Genomic DNA, 16,159 nt, shown 5'->3' with positions numbered 1-16,159 from the left:
CCCCACCCCCGTCCGCGCGCCGTGGTCCGGTGCGGGGCCCGCCGCCCGAGGGAACGCGGGGTCCGCCACCACCGCACGGGTCCATCCGGACCCGCCCCCACACCGATCCCCGGAGCCGACCGGCGCGCACCGATCACATCGCGTGCAGACGGGCCGCGGCCCCCGCGCGCACGCACGCGGTGACCTCGTCCAACAGCGGCGATCGCAGGTTCCAGCGCTGCCAGTACAACCGCACCTCCACGGGGTGCTCCGGTGCCAGCGCCACCAGCCGGCCGCTCTCCAGGTGCTCCGCGCACTGTCGTTCGGGCACCGCACCCCATCCGAAACCCAACGACACCGCGCGGGCGAAGTCCTCCGACGCCGGGATGTGGTGACGCGGACCGGTCGACCCCGCGCCGGTCAGGTTCCGGAGGAACCGATCCTGGAGTTCGTCCTTGCGGTCGAAGTTCACGACCGGTGCCTCGTGGAGCCCGTCGAGGCCGCTCAGTCCGTGACGTGCGGCGAACGTCGGGCTGCACACCGCGTGGTACCGCATCACCCCCAGCCCCTCCACCGCACACCCCTGCACCGCCTCGGGTGTGGACGTCACCGCGGCCATCACCGCCCCCGAACGCAACAGTCCGGTGGTGTGCTCCTCGTCCTCGCGATGGATCTCGAAGACCGCGCCCAGGTCCTCGGGCAGTTCGGCCAGCGCCTCCAGGAACCAGGTGGACAGGCTGTCGGCGTTCACCGCGAGCGGCACGTGGTCGCGCCGTTCCTCCCCTCCCCGGCGCAGTTCCGACAGCACGTCCTGGTCCAGCAACAACACCTGCCGGGCGTAGCGCAGCACCGCGTCGCCCGCCTCGGTCGGCACGACCGGGTTGGTCCTCTGCACGAGCACCTTGCCGGCGTTCTGCTCCATCGCCCGGATCCGTTGGGAGACCGCCGACGCGGTCACGTGCAACCGCCGTGCCGCCGCCTCGAACGTGCCCTCGTCGACCAGGGTGGTCAGTGTGCTCAGGTGGTCGAACTGGAACGGCATCCTAAGCCTCTCTTAAGGGTTCTAAGAAAGTTTAGCTTTACTACAGGCGACGGTCGGGTGAGGCTGGTCGACGTGAACGCCACGCTTCTTCCCGCACTCCTCGGCCTGGGCACCGGGCTCGCCCTCATCATCGCCATCGGCGCGCAGAACGCCTACCTCCTGCGTCTGGGTATCGACGGCAACCCCCGCACGGTCCTCGCGGTCGTCCTGGTGTGCGCCTTCTCCGACGCCGCCCTCATCGCCGCCGGTGTGGTGGGCATCGGTGGCCTCGTGCAGGCCATGCCCGCCGCCCTCGTGCTGATCCGGTTCCTCGGTGCCGGCTTCCTGCTCGTGTACGGGCTGCTCGCCGCCTACCGTGCGCTCAAGCCGGGCCGTGGTGAGGCGCTGGTCCCGGCCGAGAGGGAGCTCCGACGGGATCCGGAACGGGAGGAGCACGGTCCGCGCGGCGCCGATGCCACCCCCACCCGCAGGCCCACGCCGCCCGGGACGCCCACCGGGCCGGGCGGGACCACCGCGACCCGTGTGCCCGCGGCCACCTCCGGCGCGGGCACCCGCGGGCGCGCGTCCCTGCGCGCCGCCATCCTCACCGCGCTCGCCCTGACCTGGCTCAACCCGCACGTCTACCTGGACACGGTGCTCTTCCTCGGTTCGCTCGCCAACCAACAGGTCGGTGACGCCCGCTGGTGGTGGTCCGGTGGCGCGCTCACCGCCAGTTTCGTGTGGTTCTTCGCCCTGGGCTTCGGTGCGCGGCTGCTGCGTCCCCTCTTCGCGCGACCGGGGGCCTGGCGGGTACTGGACGGCATCATCGCGGTCGTCATGCTCGCTCTGGGGCTGCGCCTGGCGCTGGGGGGCTGAGCCCGGGCCGGGGAGCGCGGCGAGCCGCGCTCCCCGGTCGGGGTCCCCTCAGTGCCCGAACGCCTCCATCAACCACCACGCGCCCCCGTCGGAGGCCACCTTGGCGTCCACGACCAAGGGGGTGGTGGGGTCGCTCTCCGACCACGCGGACACCGCCGCCAGGTCCCGCGCCCGCCGCACCGTCACCCCGGCCGCCCCGTAGCCGCGGGCCAGGGCGGCGAAGTCGGTGTCGGGAAAGACCACCGTGCCCAGGTCCGGCGCTCCGTCCGCATCCGGACCGTCGGGGGCGAAGTGGTGCACCTCCGCCCCGTAGGCGGCGTCGTTGTAGACGACCACCAACAGTGGAATCCCCAGCCGGACCGCGGTCTCCAGTTCCGTGATCGACATCAGAAGGCCGCCGTCGCCCGTGCCCAACACCGGCAGCCGGTCCGGTCGGGCCAGGGCGGCGCCGATCGCGGTGCCCAACCCGAGCCCGATCGACTGGAAGGCCTGGGTGAAACAGAACCCGAACGCGTCCGGTACCGACAGGTAGGCGGAGGGGTAGCCCATGAAGTTGCCCGAATCGACCGCTACCACCCGCTCTCGGGGAAGAATGCGGTCGAGTTCGAGGGTCAGCGACCGCGGATCGATGCGGTCGTCGGTGGACCGGTCCTCGAACGGCACGTCCTTCCACCGGGCCTCACCGGCGATGCGCTTCGCCACGTCCGGGGTGCGCAGCTTCGTGGCCCGCTCGGACCGGGTGTCGCGCAGCACGGTCAGTGCGTCCCGCGCGGTCGCGGCGGCGTCTCCGAGGACCCCGAGGTCGATGGCCCGGTGCGCGCCCAGGGCGGAGGACTCCACGTCCACCTGGACCACCCGGGTGCCCGGCGCGATGAGCCTGCCGTGCCGCATCGTCCACATGTTCAACGCGCATCCCCAGCCCACCACCAGGTCGGCCCCGGCGATGAGCTCGGCCGCCATCGGAGAGGCGAACCCGCCGGAGATCCCGAGCACGAACTCCTCGCCCTCGAACAGCCCCGACGCCACCGCCGACGTCGCCAGGAGCGCGCCCGTGTGCGCCGCCAGGGCGGCGATCTGCGGTCCGGCCGCCCGGGCGCCCCGACCGGCCACGAACACCGGACGTTCGGCGGAGCGCAGCAGCGCGACCATCGAGGCCACCGACTCCGCCGCCGGTCGCACCGAGACCGGTGACGGTGGGGCGGGCACGGTCTCCGGGGTGCCCTCCGGAATCGGCTGCGCCTGCACGTCCAAGGGCAGGTTGAGCACCACCGTGCGGCGCTCGTGCACGGCCGTGCGGAAGGCCCGCACCGTGTCGGCGACGGCCGAGTCCGCCGAGTGCACGCGTTCGGCCACCGCACCGACGGCGCGGGCCAAGGCGTCCTGGTCCACCGCGAAGTTGGACAGGACCGCCGCCGGTGCGGTGTCGGCGGCCAGGATCAGCAACGGCGTGCGACTCTTGGCGGCCTCGGTGATCCCCGTCAGCGCGTTGGTGAGCCCACACCCCTGGTGGAGGGTGAGTACACCGAGCCGGTCGGCCATCCGCGCGTAGGCGTCCGCCATCACCGCGGCTCCGCCCTCGTGCCGGGCGGCGGTGAACGGCACACCGTGTCGGCGCAGCGCGTTCGTGACGTGGAAGTTTCCGCTGCCCACCACCCCGAAGACGTGTCCCGCGCCGAGTTGGGCGAGCGTACGCCCGACCAGGTCGGCGATGGTCGGGGGAGCGGGCGAGACCGATGCGGTCATGGGGTTCCTCAAGGGGTGCGGCGATCCACGAAGGCGATCACACGGGCGGGGCTACCGGTGCCGCCGATGATGGGCAGTGGGCTGACCACCACGACCGCGCCGGTGGGCGGCAGGTGGGCCAGGTTGCGCAGCGACGTCACCCCGTACCGATCGTTGCCCAGCAGGTGGTGGTGGACCGGGAACGGCGGGTCCAGGTGGAGGGCGTTGCCGGCGTCGATGCCCACGGTCTCCACGCCCAGACCGGAGATGGGGCTGTCCTCGGCCAGCCGGCGTGCGCAGTCGGCGGAGATCCCCGGGGTGTGGGAGCCGTTCTCGTCGGTGTTGAGGAACAGCTCCTGATCGTGTCCGTACTGGTCCCAGCCGGTGCGCAGCAGGAGCCAGCAGCCGTTGGGCAAAGGTCCGTGCTCGGCCTCCCAGGCGCGGATGTGGTCGATCTCCAGGAGGAAGTCGGGGTCCTCGGCGGCCTCGGCGCTCACGTCGATGACGGCGGCCGGGCCCACCAACCGGCTCGGCGGGATCTGCGAGACGTCGAGGCCGCTCTGGCCGGTCACCCAGTGGATGGGCGCGTCCAGGTGGGTGCCCACGTGCTCACCGGTGTGGATGTTGTGGTGACGCCAGTACGGGCCGGGGGCGTCGTAGGAGCTGACCTGTTCGAGCCGGAAGTCGATCAGGTCGACGAACGGCTCGGGCAGGCGCAGGGTCGGTGTGTGGGGGCCGAGCCGTGTGGTGAGATCGACGATCTCGACGTCGCCGGTGGCCAGACCCCCGATGAGCTGGGCGAGGATCGGTGAGGTGGTCACGTTGCCCTCCGGGTACGCGGTGGTTCGTCCGGGATGGCGAGAACACTACTCCCACGCGCCCCCTGAGCACAGGGAGGGGAGTCGAAAACCGCGTCGCCCCGAAGCGGCCCGGATGTCCGCGGGCCTGGTCGGCCTGATCCCCACGGCCGTGGCGTTGGGGTGCCGGGTGGACCATCGGGTGGCGGTGACGTGTTCGTGCCCGGCCTCCGAGCCGCCACAACGTGCGGATGCAGGACCTTCCCTCGGCGGAGGGCCCAGGTCGAAAAGCCCGCTCCCCGCGCACGCGGGGATGGCGTGGCCGGGCCGGGGCGACGTCCCCGCACGGGCTCAGGAGGTACTGACCAGGCGGGGTGTCGACTTCCAGAGGGCGACGGTGGCCAGAGTCATGACGAACATCGGGAGCGCGAGCACCGGTCCCGACGCCACCGACAGGTCGTCGAGCCGGTCGGCGAGGATCATCGGGACGAGCAGCAGCGTGTTGTTGACGGCGTGGATCAACACGGCGACCTCCAGCCCGCCGGTGCGCTGCGTCAACAGCGCGAAGCACACACCCGCCAGCACGTAGTACGCGAGTGTCCAGCCGTCGAGGGACCCGTGGATCACGCCGAACGACAGCGCGGTGACGACGGTCGCGACCGTCAGTGCGACCCCCGGGCGGCGGAAGCGGGCACCGACGGCCCGGAACAACAGCCCCCGGAACAGGTACTCCTCACCGGCGGACTGCAGGGGAACGGTGATGATCGCGGCGACCACGAGCAGCAGGGTGGCCGCCGTCAGTCGCACGGCGCCGAACGGCATGACCAGATGCAGCACCACCATGTAGACCGACCAGAGCGGAAGCACGATCACGGCGGCGCGGGCCACCACCTTCCAGCGGAACCTCCCGGCGACCGAGGACATCCACCCGGGGCGCTCCCGGTAGATCGCCCACTGCAACAGGCCGGACACGGGGATCAGGGCCGCGAGCATCAGGTTCCCCGCGAGCCAGAACCCGACGCTGAATCCGGGGGCGGCCGGGTCGAAGGATTCCACGCCGAGGAGGCGGTCCAAGGCCGTCCCGACCGGCACGACCGCGACGAAGAGCACGAGGAGAAGCACCCCGAGCCCGCCGAGGAAGGCGAGCAGGGTCCGCCGGACCTGAGGGGTGCCCCGCAGCGCCTGGACATAGGACGCGCCGGGGCGTGAGCCGTCGTTCATGGTGTGGTTCCGAGTCCCTTCCCGCGCCGGCCTGTCGTGGCGGGCGTCTGTCCGGCATTCGAAACCATGACGTAGCGTCGGAGTCAAGGCGAAGCGAAAGTGGGGACCATGCGATCACGCGAGCTGGCCGAGCTGGCCGGGGTGACCGTGCGGACGGTGCGGCACTACCACCAGATCGGCCTGTTGCCCGAACCCCCGCGATCGGTCAACGGGTACCGGCGGTACACCGCGGACGACCTGGTGCGGCTCCTGCGTGTCCGGCATCTGGTCGAGGTGGGCGTGGGTCTCTCCGACGTCCCGGAGGTGCTCGACGAGGAATCGTCCACGGCGAGCACGGCGGTTCTGGACCGGGTCGAAGCGGACATCGACGCGCGCATCTCCCGCCTGCGGACCCAACGCGACCTCGTGCGCTCACTCCGCGCCGAGCGGCGGGACCCCGAGGCGGCCGAGGGGGCGACCGGCGCCCTCGCCGCCGTGCACGGTCTCTCCGGCCTCTCCGCCGAGGCCGTCAGGCTCGACAACGACGTCGCCACGCTCATCCTGCACCTGTCCGGCGGGGACTCCCGGATGGTGGAGGAGGGTCTCACGGCGATCCGTGCTCTGGACGACGTGCCCGCGTTCTTCGCCGCGATCAACGGTCTCGCCGAACTCGCCGCGGAGGCGACCGACGAGGAACGCCGAGCCGTCGCCGACGACCTGCGCCCCCATCTGGCGGCGATCGAGCTCTCGGACGTGCGCCTGCCGTCGGGGCGGCTCACGCGGTTGCTCGACGAACTCCGGCGTCTGCGCCTCAACCCCGCGCAGTCCGACGCGCTCGCCCGGGCCGTGCGGAGGGAGGCCGACGCCTCCGACACCGTGTAGCGCGGAGAGGTGTGCGCCCGGACCACCCCGAACGAGGCCCGTACGACATCGGTGATCTACGCCGTAAAGGTTCCGAGGATGGGGAGTGGACGGTGTCCGGAGACACCGTCCACTCCCCGGACCCCACCACCGCCCACCCCTCGCACGGCACCACCCCGTCGCTACTTGCCGAAACCGGCGGCCAGCCCGCCGAGGAGGTGCCTGCGCCCGAACAGGTACAGGGCGAAGATCGGCAGCGAGGACAGCAGCACCGCCGCCATCAGACCCGGAACGTCGGTCCCGTACTGGGTCTGGAACGCCCACAGGCCCAGGGGCAGGACCCGTGTGGACTCCGACTGCGTCAACACCAGCGGGAAGATGAAGTTGTTCCAGGCGTTGAGGCCGACGAAGATCGTCACCGTCACCACGCCGGGCCGCGACAGCGGCAGCACCAGCCGACAGAACACCTGCCAGGTGGTGGCGCCGTCCAGGGCCATCGCCTCGTAGAGCTCGCCGGGCACGTCCCGCAGCGCGCTGGTGAGCACCAGGATGGAGATGGGCAGGCTGAACGCCGCGGTGGGCAGGATGACCGCGATCAGGGTGTCGTACAGGTGCAACCTGGTGATGAGCAGGTACACGGGGATGATCACCGCCTGGGCCGGAACGGCCAACCCCAACAGGAACAGGGAGAAGGTGGTGGCGACGGCGCGGCTGCGGCTCCGCACGATCCCGAACGCCGCGGGGACGCCCACCGCCAACACCAGCGTGATCGCCCCGAACGCCACGATGAGGCTGTTGGCGAGGAACCCCGGGAACCCCACCTGGAAGACGTTGACGTAGTTGTCGAGGGTGAGCGTCTCGGGGATCGCCAGTGGCCCCTGCGACATGTAGTCGCCGGACCCGCGCAGACTCGTGACGACGAGGAAGTACAGGGGGACCGTGACGACCACGAGCCAGAGGGCCGCGCCGACCCCCGCCGCGTAGGCGGGACGGCGGCCGGGCCGTCTACGCGGCCGCAGGGTGGGTCCGCGTCCCGTCCGCCCGGCCGGGGGCCGCCCTGCCCCGTTCCCGGAGCGGTCGCGTTCGGGGACGTGTGTGTCGGTGGCCATGTCAGACCCCCTCCCTCTGGCTGGTCATGCGGGTGTAGCCGGTCACGCGCACCACCAGGAGCGACAACCCGGTCCCCAGGACCACCAGCAGGACCGCGATCGCGCTCGCGTACCCCATCTCGAAGGCCACGAAGCCCCGGGCGTACATGTACAGCGGCAGGATCCGGGTGGCGTTGCCCGGTCCGCCGTTGGTGAGCAGCAGGACCGTCTCGAAGTAGGTCATCGAGCCCACGATCATCAGGACCGACGACGCGATGATGGTGTGCCGCAACTGCGGGACGGTGATGCGCAGGAACCGTTGGAAGGGCGAGGCCCCGTCGAGTTCGGCCGCCTCGTAGAGCGACGCGGGGACCTGTCGGGCCGCCGCCTGGTAGAGCAGCATGTGGAAGGGCAGGAACTGCCACAGCACGATGAACGCGATCGCGTACAACGCCAGGGTCGAGTCGCCGAGGACGTCGCCGTCGAACCCCACCATCGGTCCGACCCGGGCGGGCATCCCGAAGTGGGGGTCCAGGACGGCCTTCCAGATCAGCGCGATCGCCGCCGTGGACAGCAGGAGCGGCAGGAAGAAGATCGAGCTGACCACGGCGCGCGACCTCTGGGGGCCGGCGGCCCAGGCGCCGAAGGCCAGCGCCATCGGGGTCTGGGTGGCCCAGCACAGGGCGGTGAGGAACAGCGTGATGCCCAGGCTGGAGCGCACCTGGTCGTCACCGACCAGCCGGGCCCAGTTGTCCAGGCCCGTCCACTCCGGTGCGCCGAGTCCGCTCCACGAGGTCAGGCTGAGGTACAGGACGATGACGACCGGCCCCAGACCGAACAGTCCGAAGAACAGCAGGGCGGGAGCGACCCAGACGAACCCGGGGCGCTCCGTCGCGGACGACGACCTCACAGGTGCGACTCCATGTCCGCGGCGAACTCCTCCGGGGTGATGTCGCCCAGGAACAGGAGTTGCAGGTTGGTCAGCAGGGACTCGGCCGCGGCCGGGGGCAGCGCCTGGTCCCAGGACTGGGTGAAGCTCGGTGCCTCGGAGACCATGCCGTGGGTGAAGACCGCGAAGTCCGCGTACTCGCTGTCGGCGAGCTGGTCCTCGATCCCCTCGACCGCCGGGACCTGTCCGGCCTCGATCAGGTGGGTGACGTAGGCGTCGGAGGTGAGCGTCTCGACGAGGAAGTCGACGGCGGTGTCGGGGTCGCGACCGTCGTCGTTGACGGAGAAGTAGTTGCTGGGGTTGCCCACGACGGCGCCCTCCGCGCCCGCGCCGCCCTCCACGGTGGGGAAGGGGACGTAACCGAGGTCGCCGCCGGTGGCGAACTCGGGCGCGTTCTCCTGCTGCTGCGCCAGGTCCCAACTGCCCATGAGGAACATCGCCGCGTCCCCGTTGGCGAGCAGGGCCGAGGCGCCGCCGCCGTCGTAGTCGACGGAGGCGAAGTTGGTGCCGAACGCGCCCCGGTCGACGAGTTCCCGGCACAGCTCCATGGCCTCGATCATGGCCGGGTGCTCCCAGGCACCCTCCTCGCCGTCGACCACGGCCTGGAAGACCGTGTCGCCACCGGTCCGCTCCACCAGGTAGGACAGCCACATCAGTTGCGTCCAGCCCTGGGCGCCGGGGAGCACGATCGGGGTGACCCCGTCCTCCTGGAGGACCTCGACGGCGTCGAGCAGGTCGTCGAAGGTCTGTGGGGCCTCCAGCCCCGAGGCCTCCAACACGGCGTTGTTGGTGAAGAGCACCACCGGTTGCATGCCGATCATCGGCACCCCGTAGTAGCCGTCCCCGACCTTGGCCACGTCCAGGACGCTGGGCAGGAACGCGTCCCGGAACTCCGGGTTCTCGTCGAGGGCCGCGGTGATGTCGAGGACCTGGCCCTGATCGACGTACTCGGCGAGGTTGCCGCCGCCCCAGTTGAAGAAGACGTCGGGGGCGTTGGGGGAGCCGAGGGCGACCTGAAGACGCTGCTTGTAGGCGTCGTTGACGAAGGTGACGAGTTCGGCCTCGACAGCGGCGTCGGTGTTGTAGGACTCGATCCCGCGCTCGACGATCTCGTTGACGGCGGCGTCCTCCAGGGCCCAGATCTGGAGGGTGTCCCCGGCCGTTCCGGGGCCGGAGGATCCGCAGCCGGTGGCCACCAGGGCGAGGGTCAGGACGGTACTGCCGAGCACGCTGATCCGGGGGGTGCGACTCATGGCGTGGACACCATTCTGTGGTCGGTCTGGGGGGTCCTCGAAAGCTTCCGAAATGTTTCCGATATCTTTCGAGTTGCTTGACGCTAAGTCGTCCACCAGACGGCGTCAAGGGGAGCAGTGATTTCGAGGAGGTCACGGTGCGGGAGGTCGAAAAGTTTCGGGCTACAATCCGCTGAGCGGACCACGGGACCTCGATCCCCCGACGTTGAGGAGGCGCATGGCGAAGCAACGACCCACCCTGGCCGCGATCGCGGGAGAGGCGGGGGTCTCCGTGTCCACCGTCTCCAAGGTGATCAACGGCCATCTCGACGTCGCGGCCGAGACCCGACGCCAGGTGGAACGGCTCCTCGAACAGCACCGCTACCAGCCCCGCAGGCACCGCGGCCGGCGCACCGTCGGACTCATCGACCTCGTCTTCCTCGACCTGGGAAGCCCCTGGGCCATGGAGATCCTGACCGGAGTGGAGGAGGTCGCCCACGACGCCGGTTTCGGCATCGTCGTCTCCGCGGTGCACGACCGCAGGCGCATCAGACCCGGGCGCACGTGGCTGGACAACATCCAGGCCCGGCGCTCCGACGGCGTGGTCCTGGTGCTGTCGGAGCTGTCCTCACAGCAGCAGGCGCAACTGGACGCGTTGGGCATCCCGGTGGTCATCGTCGACCCGATCGGGGACCCCGCGCGCGGGGTGCCGGCCGTCGGGGCCGCCAACTGGGACGGTGGGCTGACCGCCACCGAGCACCTCATCGGTCTGGGCCACCGGCGCATCGCCACGATCGCCGGCCCCGCGCACGTCATGTGCAGCCGAGGGCGCGTGGACGGATACCGCAGCGCCATGCGCGACGCCGGCCTGCCCGTGCCGGACGGTTACGTCACACACGGCGACTTCATGGCCGGCAGCGGCAAGGAACTCACCGAGGCCCTGTTCGCTCTGCCCGAACCGCCCACGGCGATCTTCGCCGGCTCCGACCAGATGGCGCGCGGCGCCTACGAGGCCCTGCACGAACGCGGGCTGAGGGTGCCCGACGACGTCTCCGTGGTGGGGTTCGACGACCTGCCGGAGGCGCGCTGGGCGATCCCCACGCTGACCACGGTCCGACAGCCGCTGCGGGACATGGCGCAGATGGCCACCCGCATGCTCGTCGACCTGGTCGGCGGGGACGTTCCCGAGACCACCCGCGTGGAACTGGCCACCCGACTGGTGGAACGCGACAGCACCGCCGCACCCAAGGAGGTGTGAGCGCGCGGGCCCCGGAGGAGGCGAGGGGAGTTCCGGGGCCCGCGGGCCGACCCGGTCGTGCGCGGGCCGGCCGGGGACCACCGTCGACGCCGGGGGTGCGTCGATCCGGTGGCGCTCGGGTTCAGAGGGCGTCGGCGAAGGGGTCCTCGGCCAGGGGGCGCCCGGTCTCCTCGTCGGTGATGAGGCAGGAGTCGAGCAGGGTGACCAGGCGCTCGGCGTCCAGGTCCACGCCGGTGAACGCCAGGTGTTGGCGGCGGTCGCCCACCACCGGATCCCAGTCCATGAGCGCGGAGACGCGGCGGGCCTCGGAGACCAGGTCCAGTGCGGCCTCGGGCAGGGCGCCCATCCAGGGGCCGCCGCTCTCCAGCAACAGCGCGTCGTTGTAGGCGTCCCACACGAGAAGCGTGTCGGAGCGCCCCGCCAGCCAGACGCGTCCGCGACCGCGCAGCCCGAAGGAGACGATGCGCTCCAGCGCCTCGTGCAGACGGGTCGGGTGCAGGGGGCGCTTGCGGGTCCACACCACCGTGGAGACCCTGCCGTGGGCCAGGTCCGTGTACTGGGCCCAGGCGGGGTTGAGCCGGTTGTGGGCGCTCAGCGGATCGAACCGGCCCTCGGTGAGAGCGACGACGCCGCCCCCCGGTGGCACCACCACGGCGGCCGGGTTGAGTTGTTCGAGCAGTGTGCGGGCCTCGTCGCGGTGGCGGTCGCCGTGCAGCACCAGTGTCGTGGGGTACTCGACCTGGTGGGCGAGGACCTCCGCGATCGTGCGCTCGTCCTCCACAGCGATGTCGAGGGAGCGGTCGGCCAGGTCGTCGTGGCCGGACAGGTCCGGGAGCAGCCGTTCGGCGTCGACCGCGCCGACCACGGTGGCCAGTCGCAGTGGCGCGTGGTCGGCCAGGACCTCGCAGACCCCGCGGGGCTCGACCCCGTCCCAGGTCTCGACCACGACCATGGTGTGCTCGCCGCGTTCGGCCAGTTCCAGGAGGGTGGGGACGAGGTCCTGGCGCAGGGTGCAGGAGGCGCACAGGTGGTCGAGTTCGACACGGTCGTGACTCACCGGCCCCCACCGGTCACGGATCACGCGGTGGACGAGGCCCTCGGCGATGCCGTCGAGATCGTGGTGGACGGCCAGCGAGCCCGGTACCGCGGTGATGAGGTCGTCGACGGTGCGGCGGCGCGCGTCGCGGTGCAGGCCGGAGACCACGACCACGCGCAGGGGCGCGGACACGTCGGGCATGGGGAACCACCTCCCAAGAATGAAAACGATAACCATTATCGTAATGCATGCACACGTGTCCCAGGAACCCCCGGGCCCGAGGGGCGCGTGGGGTGCCGGTCACGTGCTCTCGGGGGTCAGTCGTCGAACATGGGCGCGTAGCGTTCCAGCGCGAACTCCTCGCCCACCGGGTCCATCGGCGGGCGCAGCCCCAGTCGGTTGAGCAGCAGGCTGCCCCGGGTCAGGGCCGCCTCGGTGCGTTCGCGCACCCACATCTCGTACGGTCCGGCCTCCGGCGCGCCCGTCTCCACCACGTGCCGTGCCACCGCCTGTGCCTCGCGGACCGTGTGGCGCATCGCGGCCTCGTAGGAGAAGAACGCCCGCCCGTGGTCGCCCTCGGCGAAGGAGAGCTCCCCGGCCAGCGCCAACGCGCCCATCAGGGCCGTCGCCGGTCCCTGCCCGCTCAGCCGGTCCGGACAGTACGCGGCGTCGCCGACCAGCACCACCCTGCCCCGCGACCACACGTCCATGCGCACGCGGGTGGCCGGCACGATGCTCACGTCCGTGTCGGCCATGGCGCGCAACAGTTCCGGCATGCGCCAGCCGTCCTCGCCGAAGACCTCCTCCACCAGACGGTGTTCGGCGCCCTGGTCGAGGCTGTCGGCGTACACCGGGAAGCGGTCGCGCATCAGCAACTGCACCTGCAACCGCTCGTTGCCGGGCAGGGTCGCGGCCACACACCCGCGGTGCGGCCACACGTGCCAGGACAGGGCGTCCCGGGTGCCGAGCACGTTGGGCGACTCGAAGGTCGCCACGTTGGCCTCCAGGTAGCGCAGATGGTCGTCGTCGGATCCGGGGAAGGCCAGGCGGCGCACGGGGGAGTACAGACCGTCCGCACCCACCACCAGGTCGAAGCGCTCGGCGGGCGCTCGGGCGAAGGTGACGTCCACCCCGTCGTCGTCCTGCGCGAGGTCGGTGATCGTGTCGCCGTCCCTGTGGCGGACCCCGGGGTCGGGGAGCTTGTCGGCCGCCTCGCGCAGCGCCCGCACCAACTGCTCGTGGCGGAGAAGGAGGCCGCCGGACTGGAAGGGCATGAGGATCGGCTGGTCGCGCCCGCTGATGTGGGTGCGGATCTCGGTGTAGTGCGATCCCAGGTGACGGATCCGCTCGCCCTGCCCCATGCGGTCCAGGAGTTCCATGCCGCGCCGGGAGACCTCGACGTGGTCGCCCTCGGCGCGGGGTCCCGGCGCGGAGTCGACGACGGTGGGCGCGAACCCCTTCCTGGCCAACCAGAGGGCGAGTGCCGTTCCGGACACACCGCCCCCGGAGACGAGAACGTTCCTGTTGCTGATCGGCACGCGGTCCTCCGTGTACGCGTCGTTCGGGTCCCCGCCCGGCTCGGGGGAGTCCGGGATCCGGGGCACCACGCATCGAGCATCCCCCGTGGCCGCGCGCCGCACACACCAACGCGCCGGGGAGGAGGATCGGTCGACGGGTCGTGTGCAGGGAACTGTACCGTCCGGACGGTGCACTTTGGTGGACGGCCCGATGTGCGCTCGGTCTCGTCGGCGCACGGCCGCGGGAGACGTGGTGCCGGGGCGCCCCGGGGGCGGTGGACGACGGCGCCCGTGAGGGGCCGGTGGTCAGACGTGGTGGGCGTCGACCAGGGCGCGCAGTACGGGAGAACAGCCGAGATCGACCGTCAGCGCGGCCAGATCGTCGCAGCGGGTCGCCCCACGGTTGAGGATCACCACCGGCTTGTCGTGCTCCACGGCCCGCTTGACGAACCTGCGACCGGAGAACACGGTCAACGAGGATCCCACCACGAGCAGGCTCGCGGCGGCGTCGACCATCGCGTACGCCTCCATGACCCGCGGCTTGGGCACGTTCTCCCCGAAGTACACGATGTCCGGTTTGAGCTTTCCGCCGCAGTCGGCGCAGTCGGCCACCCGGAAGTGCTCGGTGCGGGCGAGCACGGCGTCGGCGTCCGGGGCGATCTCCACGTCCGCCACGTCCTCGGCGAAGCCCGGGTTGAGCTCCTCCAGACGCGCCGCCAGCTCCTCGCGGGCGCTCACCGTGCGGCAGCCCAGACAGATCACCCGGTCGAAACGTCCGTGCAGGTCGATGACGCGCCTGCTGCCGGCCACCTCGTGCAAGGTGTCCACGTTCTGGGTGATGACGCCGTGCACCGCTCCGGTGCGCTCCAGGGCGGACAGCGCCCGATGACCGTCGTTGGGGGTCGTGCGTTCCATGTGGCGTCGGCCGACGTGGTTGCGGGCCCAGTAGTGACGGCGGAACGCCTCGTCGCCGACGAACTGCTGGTAGGTCATGGGTGTGCGCGGGGGCGAGTCCGGGCCGCGGTAGTCGGGGATCCCCGAGTCGGTGGAGATCCCGGCGCCGGTCAGCACGGCCATCGGGCCCGGGCCGAGGACCTCGCGGATGCGGGCGGCGGCCTCTGGTGCGGCGTGAGCGTGGAGCGTGTCGGTCACGCCCCGAGGATACGTCCCCGCGTCCACCCCCTCCCTCGCGGAGGCGTTCACCGGTAGAATGTGGAGGGCTTCGTGACCCTCGTGAGTGCTCTCTCGGGTGTGTTCCGAGGCTTTTTTCATGTCTTGGCACACCGACCCCACACCCGCGGACCCTCCCTCGACGCGACACCGGTCCCCTTCGGTCCTCGACCTCCTGCGCGGGGCGGTCCCCCTGTACCTGTCCATGGTCGCCTCCCTGGTCGGGACCGCGGTGGTCGCCCTGGTCCTGGCCCACAGCCACACCACCGCGCTCGCCGCGCACGCGCTCGTCACCGCGGTGCTCGCCCCGGCGATCCTGGCCGGACAGGGGGCGCTGCGCGGCACGATGCCGTTCGTCGCCCGCGCCGAGGGCGACCCCGAGGCCCTCGGCGCGGTCGTCCGAGACGGCGCCTGGCTCGCCCTGCTGTTCGGGTCGGTCTCGGCGGTGGCGGTGGCGAGCGTGCCTCTGTGGGCGGGGGCGGCGGGCGTGGCCGCGCCCATCCGGGCGGCGCTGGGCCCCTATCCGTGGTTCGTCACCTCGTACGCGCTCCTGGCCACCCTGGGGGCCTCGGTCACCACGCTGCTCGTCGCCTTGGGCCGCAACCGGGCCGTCCTCGGATCGAGTCTGGTGCACACCGCGTTGTCGATTCTCCTGGTCCCGGTCCTGGTGACGGGCCCGGGTCCGCTGCCCGCGCTGGGGCTGACCGGCGCCGGGATCGCTCTGGTCGTCGACGGCGCGGCCGTCCTCGCCCTGAAGGTGTTCCTGGTGCGGCGCTCCCCGGAGTTCCGGGCCCGCGGGTGGTGCGGCCCACCACGCCCGCGGCGGATGTGGAGCGTCCTGCGGGTGGGTCTGCCCTCCGGGGCGTCCCTGCTGGTCAAGTCGCTCGCGTTGGGCGTGCTGGGCGTGGTCGTGGCGCGGTCGGGCCCGGCGGAGGCCGTCGCCCACCAGTTCCTCCTGCTGACCGGCACCCTGCTCTTCTTCCCGGCCCTGGCAGTGGGGCAGTCGGCCATCCCCCTCATGGCCGTGGCGGACCCGCACCGGGCCCGGCGCGTCCTGCTGACCGGGTACGTGCTCGCGCTGCCGGTCACCCTGGCGAGCCTGGCCCTGGTGTGGTCCCAGCACCCGCGGATCGCGGTGATGGTGAGTCCGGACCCCGCCGTGGGCGCGTTGATGGCCGCGGCGCCGCCGTGTCTGGTCTGGGTCGCTTCGGCGGACAACGTGCAGGTGATCGCCGGGATGGGACTGATCGCCCTGCGACGCACCGCTCCGACGCTGGTCGCGTTCGGGATCGGCTACGGGTCGTTGGCCGTGGCGTCGGAACCGCTGGTCCGGGCCGGTGGGGTGACCCTGTTGTGGGTCGGTTACGGGGTCGCCGTCACCGGCCTGGCCCTGGGGCAGGTCGTGGCCTTCCTGCGTGCGGCCCCACGACCGGCCGGGGACGGGTGATCTGCC

The 16,159-nt window shown here is 71.6% G+C and carries 14 protein-coding genes; 4 read left to right on the top strand and 10 right to left on the bottom strand.

Annotation, left to right across the window (positions count from 1 at the left end):
* Positions 1-133 precede the first annotated feature (133 nt).
* Complete coding sequence (locus DSY14_RS02755) at positions 134-1,021, bottom strand: LysR family transcriptional regulator ArgP (protein WP_211714814.1); 888 nt, start codon at positions 1,019-1,021, stop codon at positions 134-136.
* 72 nt (positions 1,022-1,093) lie between these two features.
* Here DSY14_RS02755 and DSY14_RS02750 point away from each other — a divergent pair, with 72 nt between their 5' ends.
* A complete protein-coding gene (locus DSY14_RS02750) occupies positions 1,094-1,876 on the top strand; it encodes a LysE/ArgO family amino acid transporter (protein ID WP_211714813.1) in 783 nt (260 codons plus the stop codon).
* Between the two features lie 48 nt (positions 1,877-1,924).
* Here the strand turns inward: DSY14_RS02750 and DSY14_RS02745 are convergent, their stop codons facing one another.
* From DSY14_RS02745 to DSY14_RS02735, 3 genes are all read right to left on the bottom strand, one after another.
* Positions 1,925-3,619, bottom strand: coding sequence for a thiamine pyrophosphate-binding protein (locus tag DSY14_RS02745; protein ID WP_211714812.1), 1,695 nt, complete (start codon positions 3,617-3,619; stop codon positions 1,925-1,927).
* An 8-nt stretch (positions 3,620-3,627) separates the two neighbouring features.
* Positions 3,628-4,419: a cyclase family protein gene (locus DSY14_RS02740; RefSeq protein WP_211714811.1), complete on the bottom strand. Its 792-nt coding sequence runs from the start codon at positions 4,417-4,419 to the stop codon at positions 3,628-3,630.
* A gap of 327 nt (positions 4,420-4,746) precedes the next feature.
* Positions 4,747-5,616 (bottom strand): CPBP family intramembrane glutamic endopeptidase, encoded by an 870-nt coding sequence (locus DSY14_RS02735; RefSeq protein WP_211714810.1) that lies wholly within the window; start codon positions 5,614-5,616, stop codon positions 4,747-4,749.
* Between the two features lie 108 nt (positions 5,617-5,724).
* Between DSY14_RS02735 and DSY14_RS02730 the strand changes: the two genes are divergently transcribed.
* A complete protein-coding gene (locus DSY14_RS02730; RefSeq protein ID WP_211714809.1) occupies positions 5,725-6,477 on the top strand; it encodes a MerR family transcriptional regulator in 753 nt (250 codons plus the stop codon).
* 161 nt (positions 6,478-6,638) lie between these two features.
* Here DSY14_RS02730 and DSY14_RS02725 read toward each other — a convergent pair whose 3' ends face one another.
* The 3 genes from DSY14_RS02725 to DSY14_RS02715 are packed head-to-tail and all read right to left on the bottom strand — an operon-like array spanning position 6,639 to position 9,746.
* A complete protein-coding gene (locus DSY14_RS02725) occupies positions 6,639-7,565 on the bottom strand; it encodes a carbohydrate ABC transporter permease (protein WP_211714808.1) in 927 nt (308 codons plus the stop codon).
* A 1-nt stretch (position 7,566) separates the two neighbouring features.
* Positions 7,567-8,454 carry a carbohydrate ABC transporter permease gene (locus DSY14_RS02720; protein WP_211714807.1) on the bottom strand — a complete coding sequence of 296 codons (888 nt, stop codon included), beginning with the start codon at positions 8,452-8,454 and terminating at the stop codon, positions 7,567-7,569.
* On the bottom strand, positions 8,451-9,746 hold the full coding sequence (locus DSY14_RS02715) for an ABC transporter substrate-binding protein (RefSeq protein WP_211714806.1): 1,296 nt from the start codon (positions 9,744-9,746) through the stop codon (positions 8,451-8,453). Before DSY14_RS02715 ends, DSY14_RS02720 begins: the two co-directional genes overlap by 4 nt.
* Before the next feature lie 217 nt (positions 9,747-9,963).
* On the opposite strand from DSY14_RS02715, the gene DSY14_RS02710 reads away from it, so the two are divergent.
* Positions 9,964-10,983 (top strand): LacI family DNA-binding transcriptional regulator, encoded by a 1,020-nt coding sequence (locus DSY14_RS02710; RefSeq protein ID WP_211714805.1) that lies wholly within the window; start codon positions 9,964-9,966, stop codon positions 10,981-10,983.
* A gap of 121 nt (positions 10,984-11,104) precedes the next feature.
* Here the strand turns inward: DSY14_RS02710 and DSY14_RS02705 are convergent, their stop codons facing one another.
* The 3 genes from DSY14_RS02705 to DSY14_RS02695 all read right to left on the bottom strand — a co-directional run bounded on the left by DSY14_RS02705 (position 11,105) and on the right by DSY14_RS02695 (position 14,688).
* Entirely contained in the window at positions 11,105-12,220 is a 1,116-nt protein-coding gene (locus tag DSY14_RS02705; protein WP_249187218.1) for a GTP-binding protein, read from the bottom strand.
* 116 nt (positions 12,221-12,336) lie between these two features.
* Positions 12,337-13,626: an FAD-dependent monooxygenase gene (locus tag DSY14_RS02700; RefSeq protein ID WP_307851108.1), complete on the bottom strand. Its 1,290-nt coding sequence runs from the start codon at positions 13,624-13,626 to the stop codon at positions 12,337-12,339.
* 216 nt (positions 13,627-13,842) lie between these two features.
* Positions 13,843-14,688, bottom strand: coding sequence for an NAD-dependent protein deacetylase (locus DSY14_RS02695; RefSeq protein WP_307851107.1), 846 nt, complete (start codon positions 14,686-14,688; stop codon positions 13,843-13,845).
* 118 nt (positions 14,689-14,806) lie between these two features.
* Between DSY14_RS02695 and DSY14_RS02690 the strand changes: the two genes are divergently transcribed.
* The gene (locus DSY14_RS02690; protein ID WP_211714803.1) at positions 14,807-16,153 is read left to right on the top strand and encodes a matE family protein; all 1,347 of its coding nucleotides are present in this window, start codon (positions 14,807-14,809) and stop codon (positions 16,151-16,153) included.
* The last annotated feature ends 6 nt before the right edge of the window (positions 16,154-16,159 follow it).

It is taken from the genome of Nocardiopsis sp. MG754419, assembly GCF_018207095.1.
In the GTDB taxonomy this organism is placed as follows: Bacteria; Actinomycetota; Actinomycetes; order Streptosporangiales; family Streptosporangiaceae; genus Nocardiopsis.
This window is presented reverse-complemented; position numbering and strand designations above follow the sequence as displayed.

Coding starts and splice junctions, on each gene's coding strand:
- DSY14_RS02725 (WP_211714808.1), bottom strand. CDS start 7,565: ATGGCCACCGACACACACGTCCCCGAACGCGACCGCTCCGGGAACGGG.
- DSY14_RS02710 (WP_211714805.1), top strand. CDS start 9,964: ATGGCGAAGCAACGACCCACCCTGGCCGCGATCGCGGGAGAGGCGGGG.
- DSY14_RS02730 (WP_211714809.1), top strand. CDS start 5,725: ATGCGATCACGCGAGCTGGCCGAGCTGGCCGGGGTGACCGTGCGGACG.
- DSY14_RS02755 (WP_211714814.1), bottom strand. CDS start 1,021: ATGCCGTTCCAGTTCGACCACCTGAGCACACTGACCACCCTGGTCGAC.
- DSY14_RS02690 (WP_211714803.1), top strand. CDS start 14,807: ATGTCTTGGCACACCGACCCCACACCCGCGGACCCTCCCTCGACGCGA.
- DSY14_RS02705 (WP_249187218.1), bottom strand. CDS start 12,220: ATGCCCGACGTGTCCGCGCCCCTGCGCGTGGTCGTGGTCTCCGGCCTG.
- DSY14_RS02715 (WP_211714806.1), bottom strand. CDS start 9,746: ATGAGTCGCACCCCCCGGATCAGCGTGCTCGGCAGTACCGTCCTGACC.
- DSY14_RS02745 (WP_211714812.1), bottom strand. CDS start 3,619: ATGACCGCATCGGTCTCGCCCGCTCCCCCGACCATCGCCGACCTGGTC.
- DSY14_RS02735 (WP_211714810.1), bottom strand. CDS start 5,616: ATGAACGACGGCTCACGCCCCGGCGCGTCCTATGTCCAGGCGCTGCGG.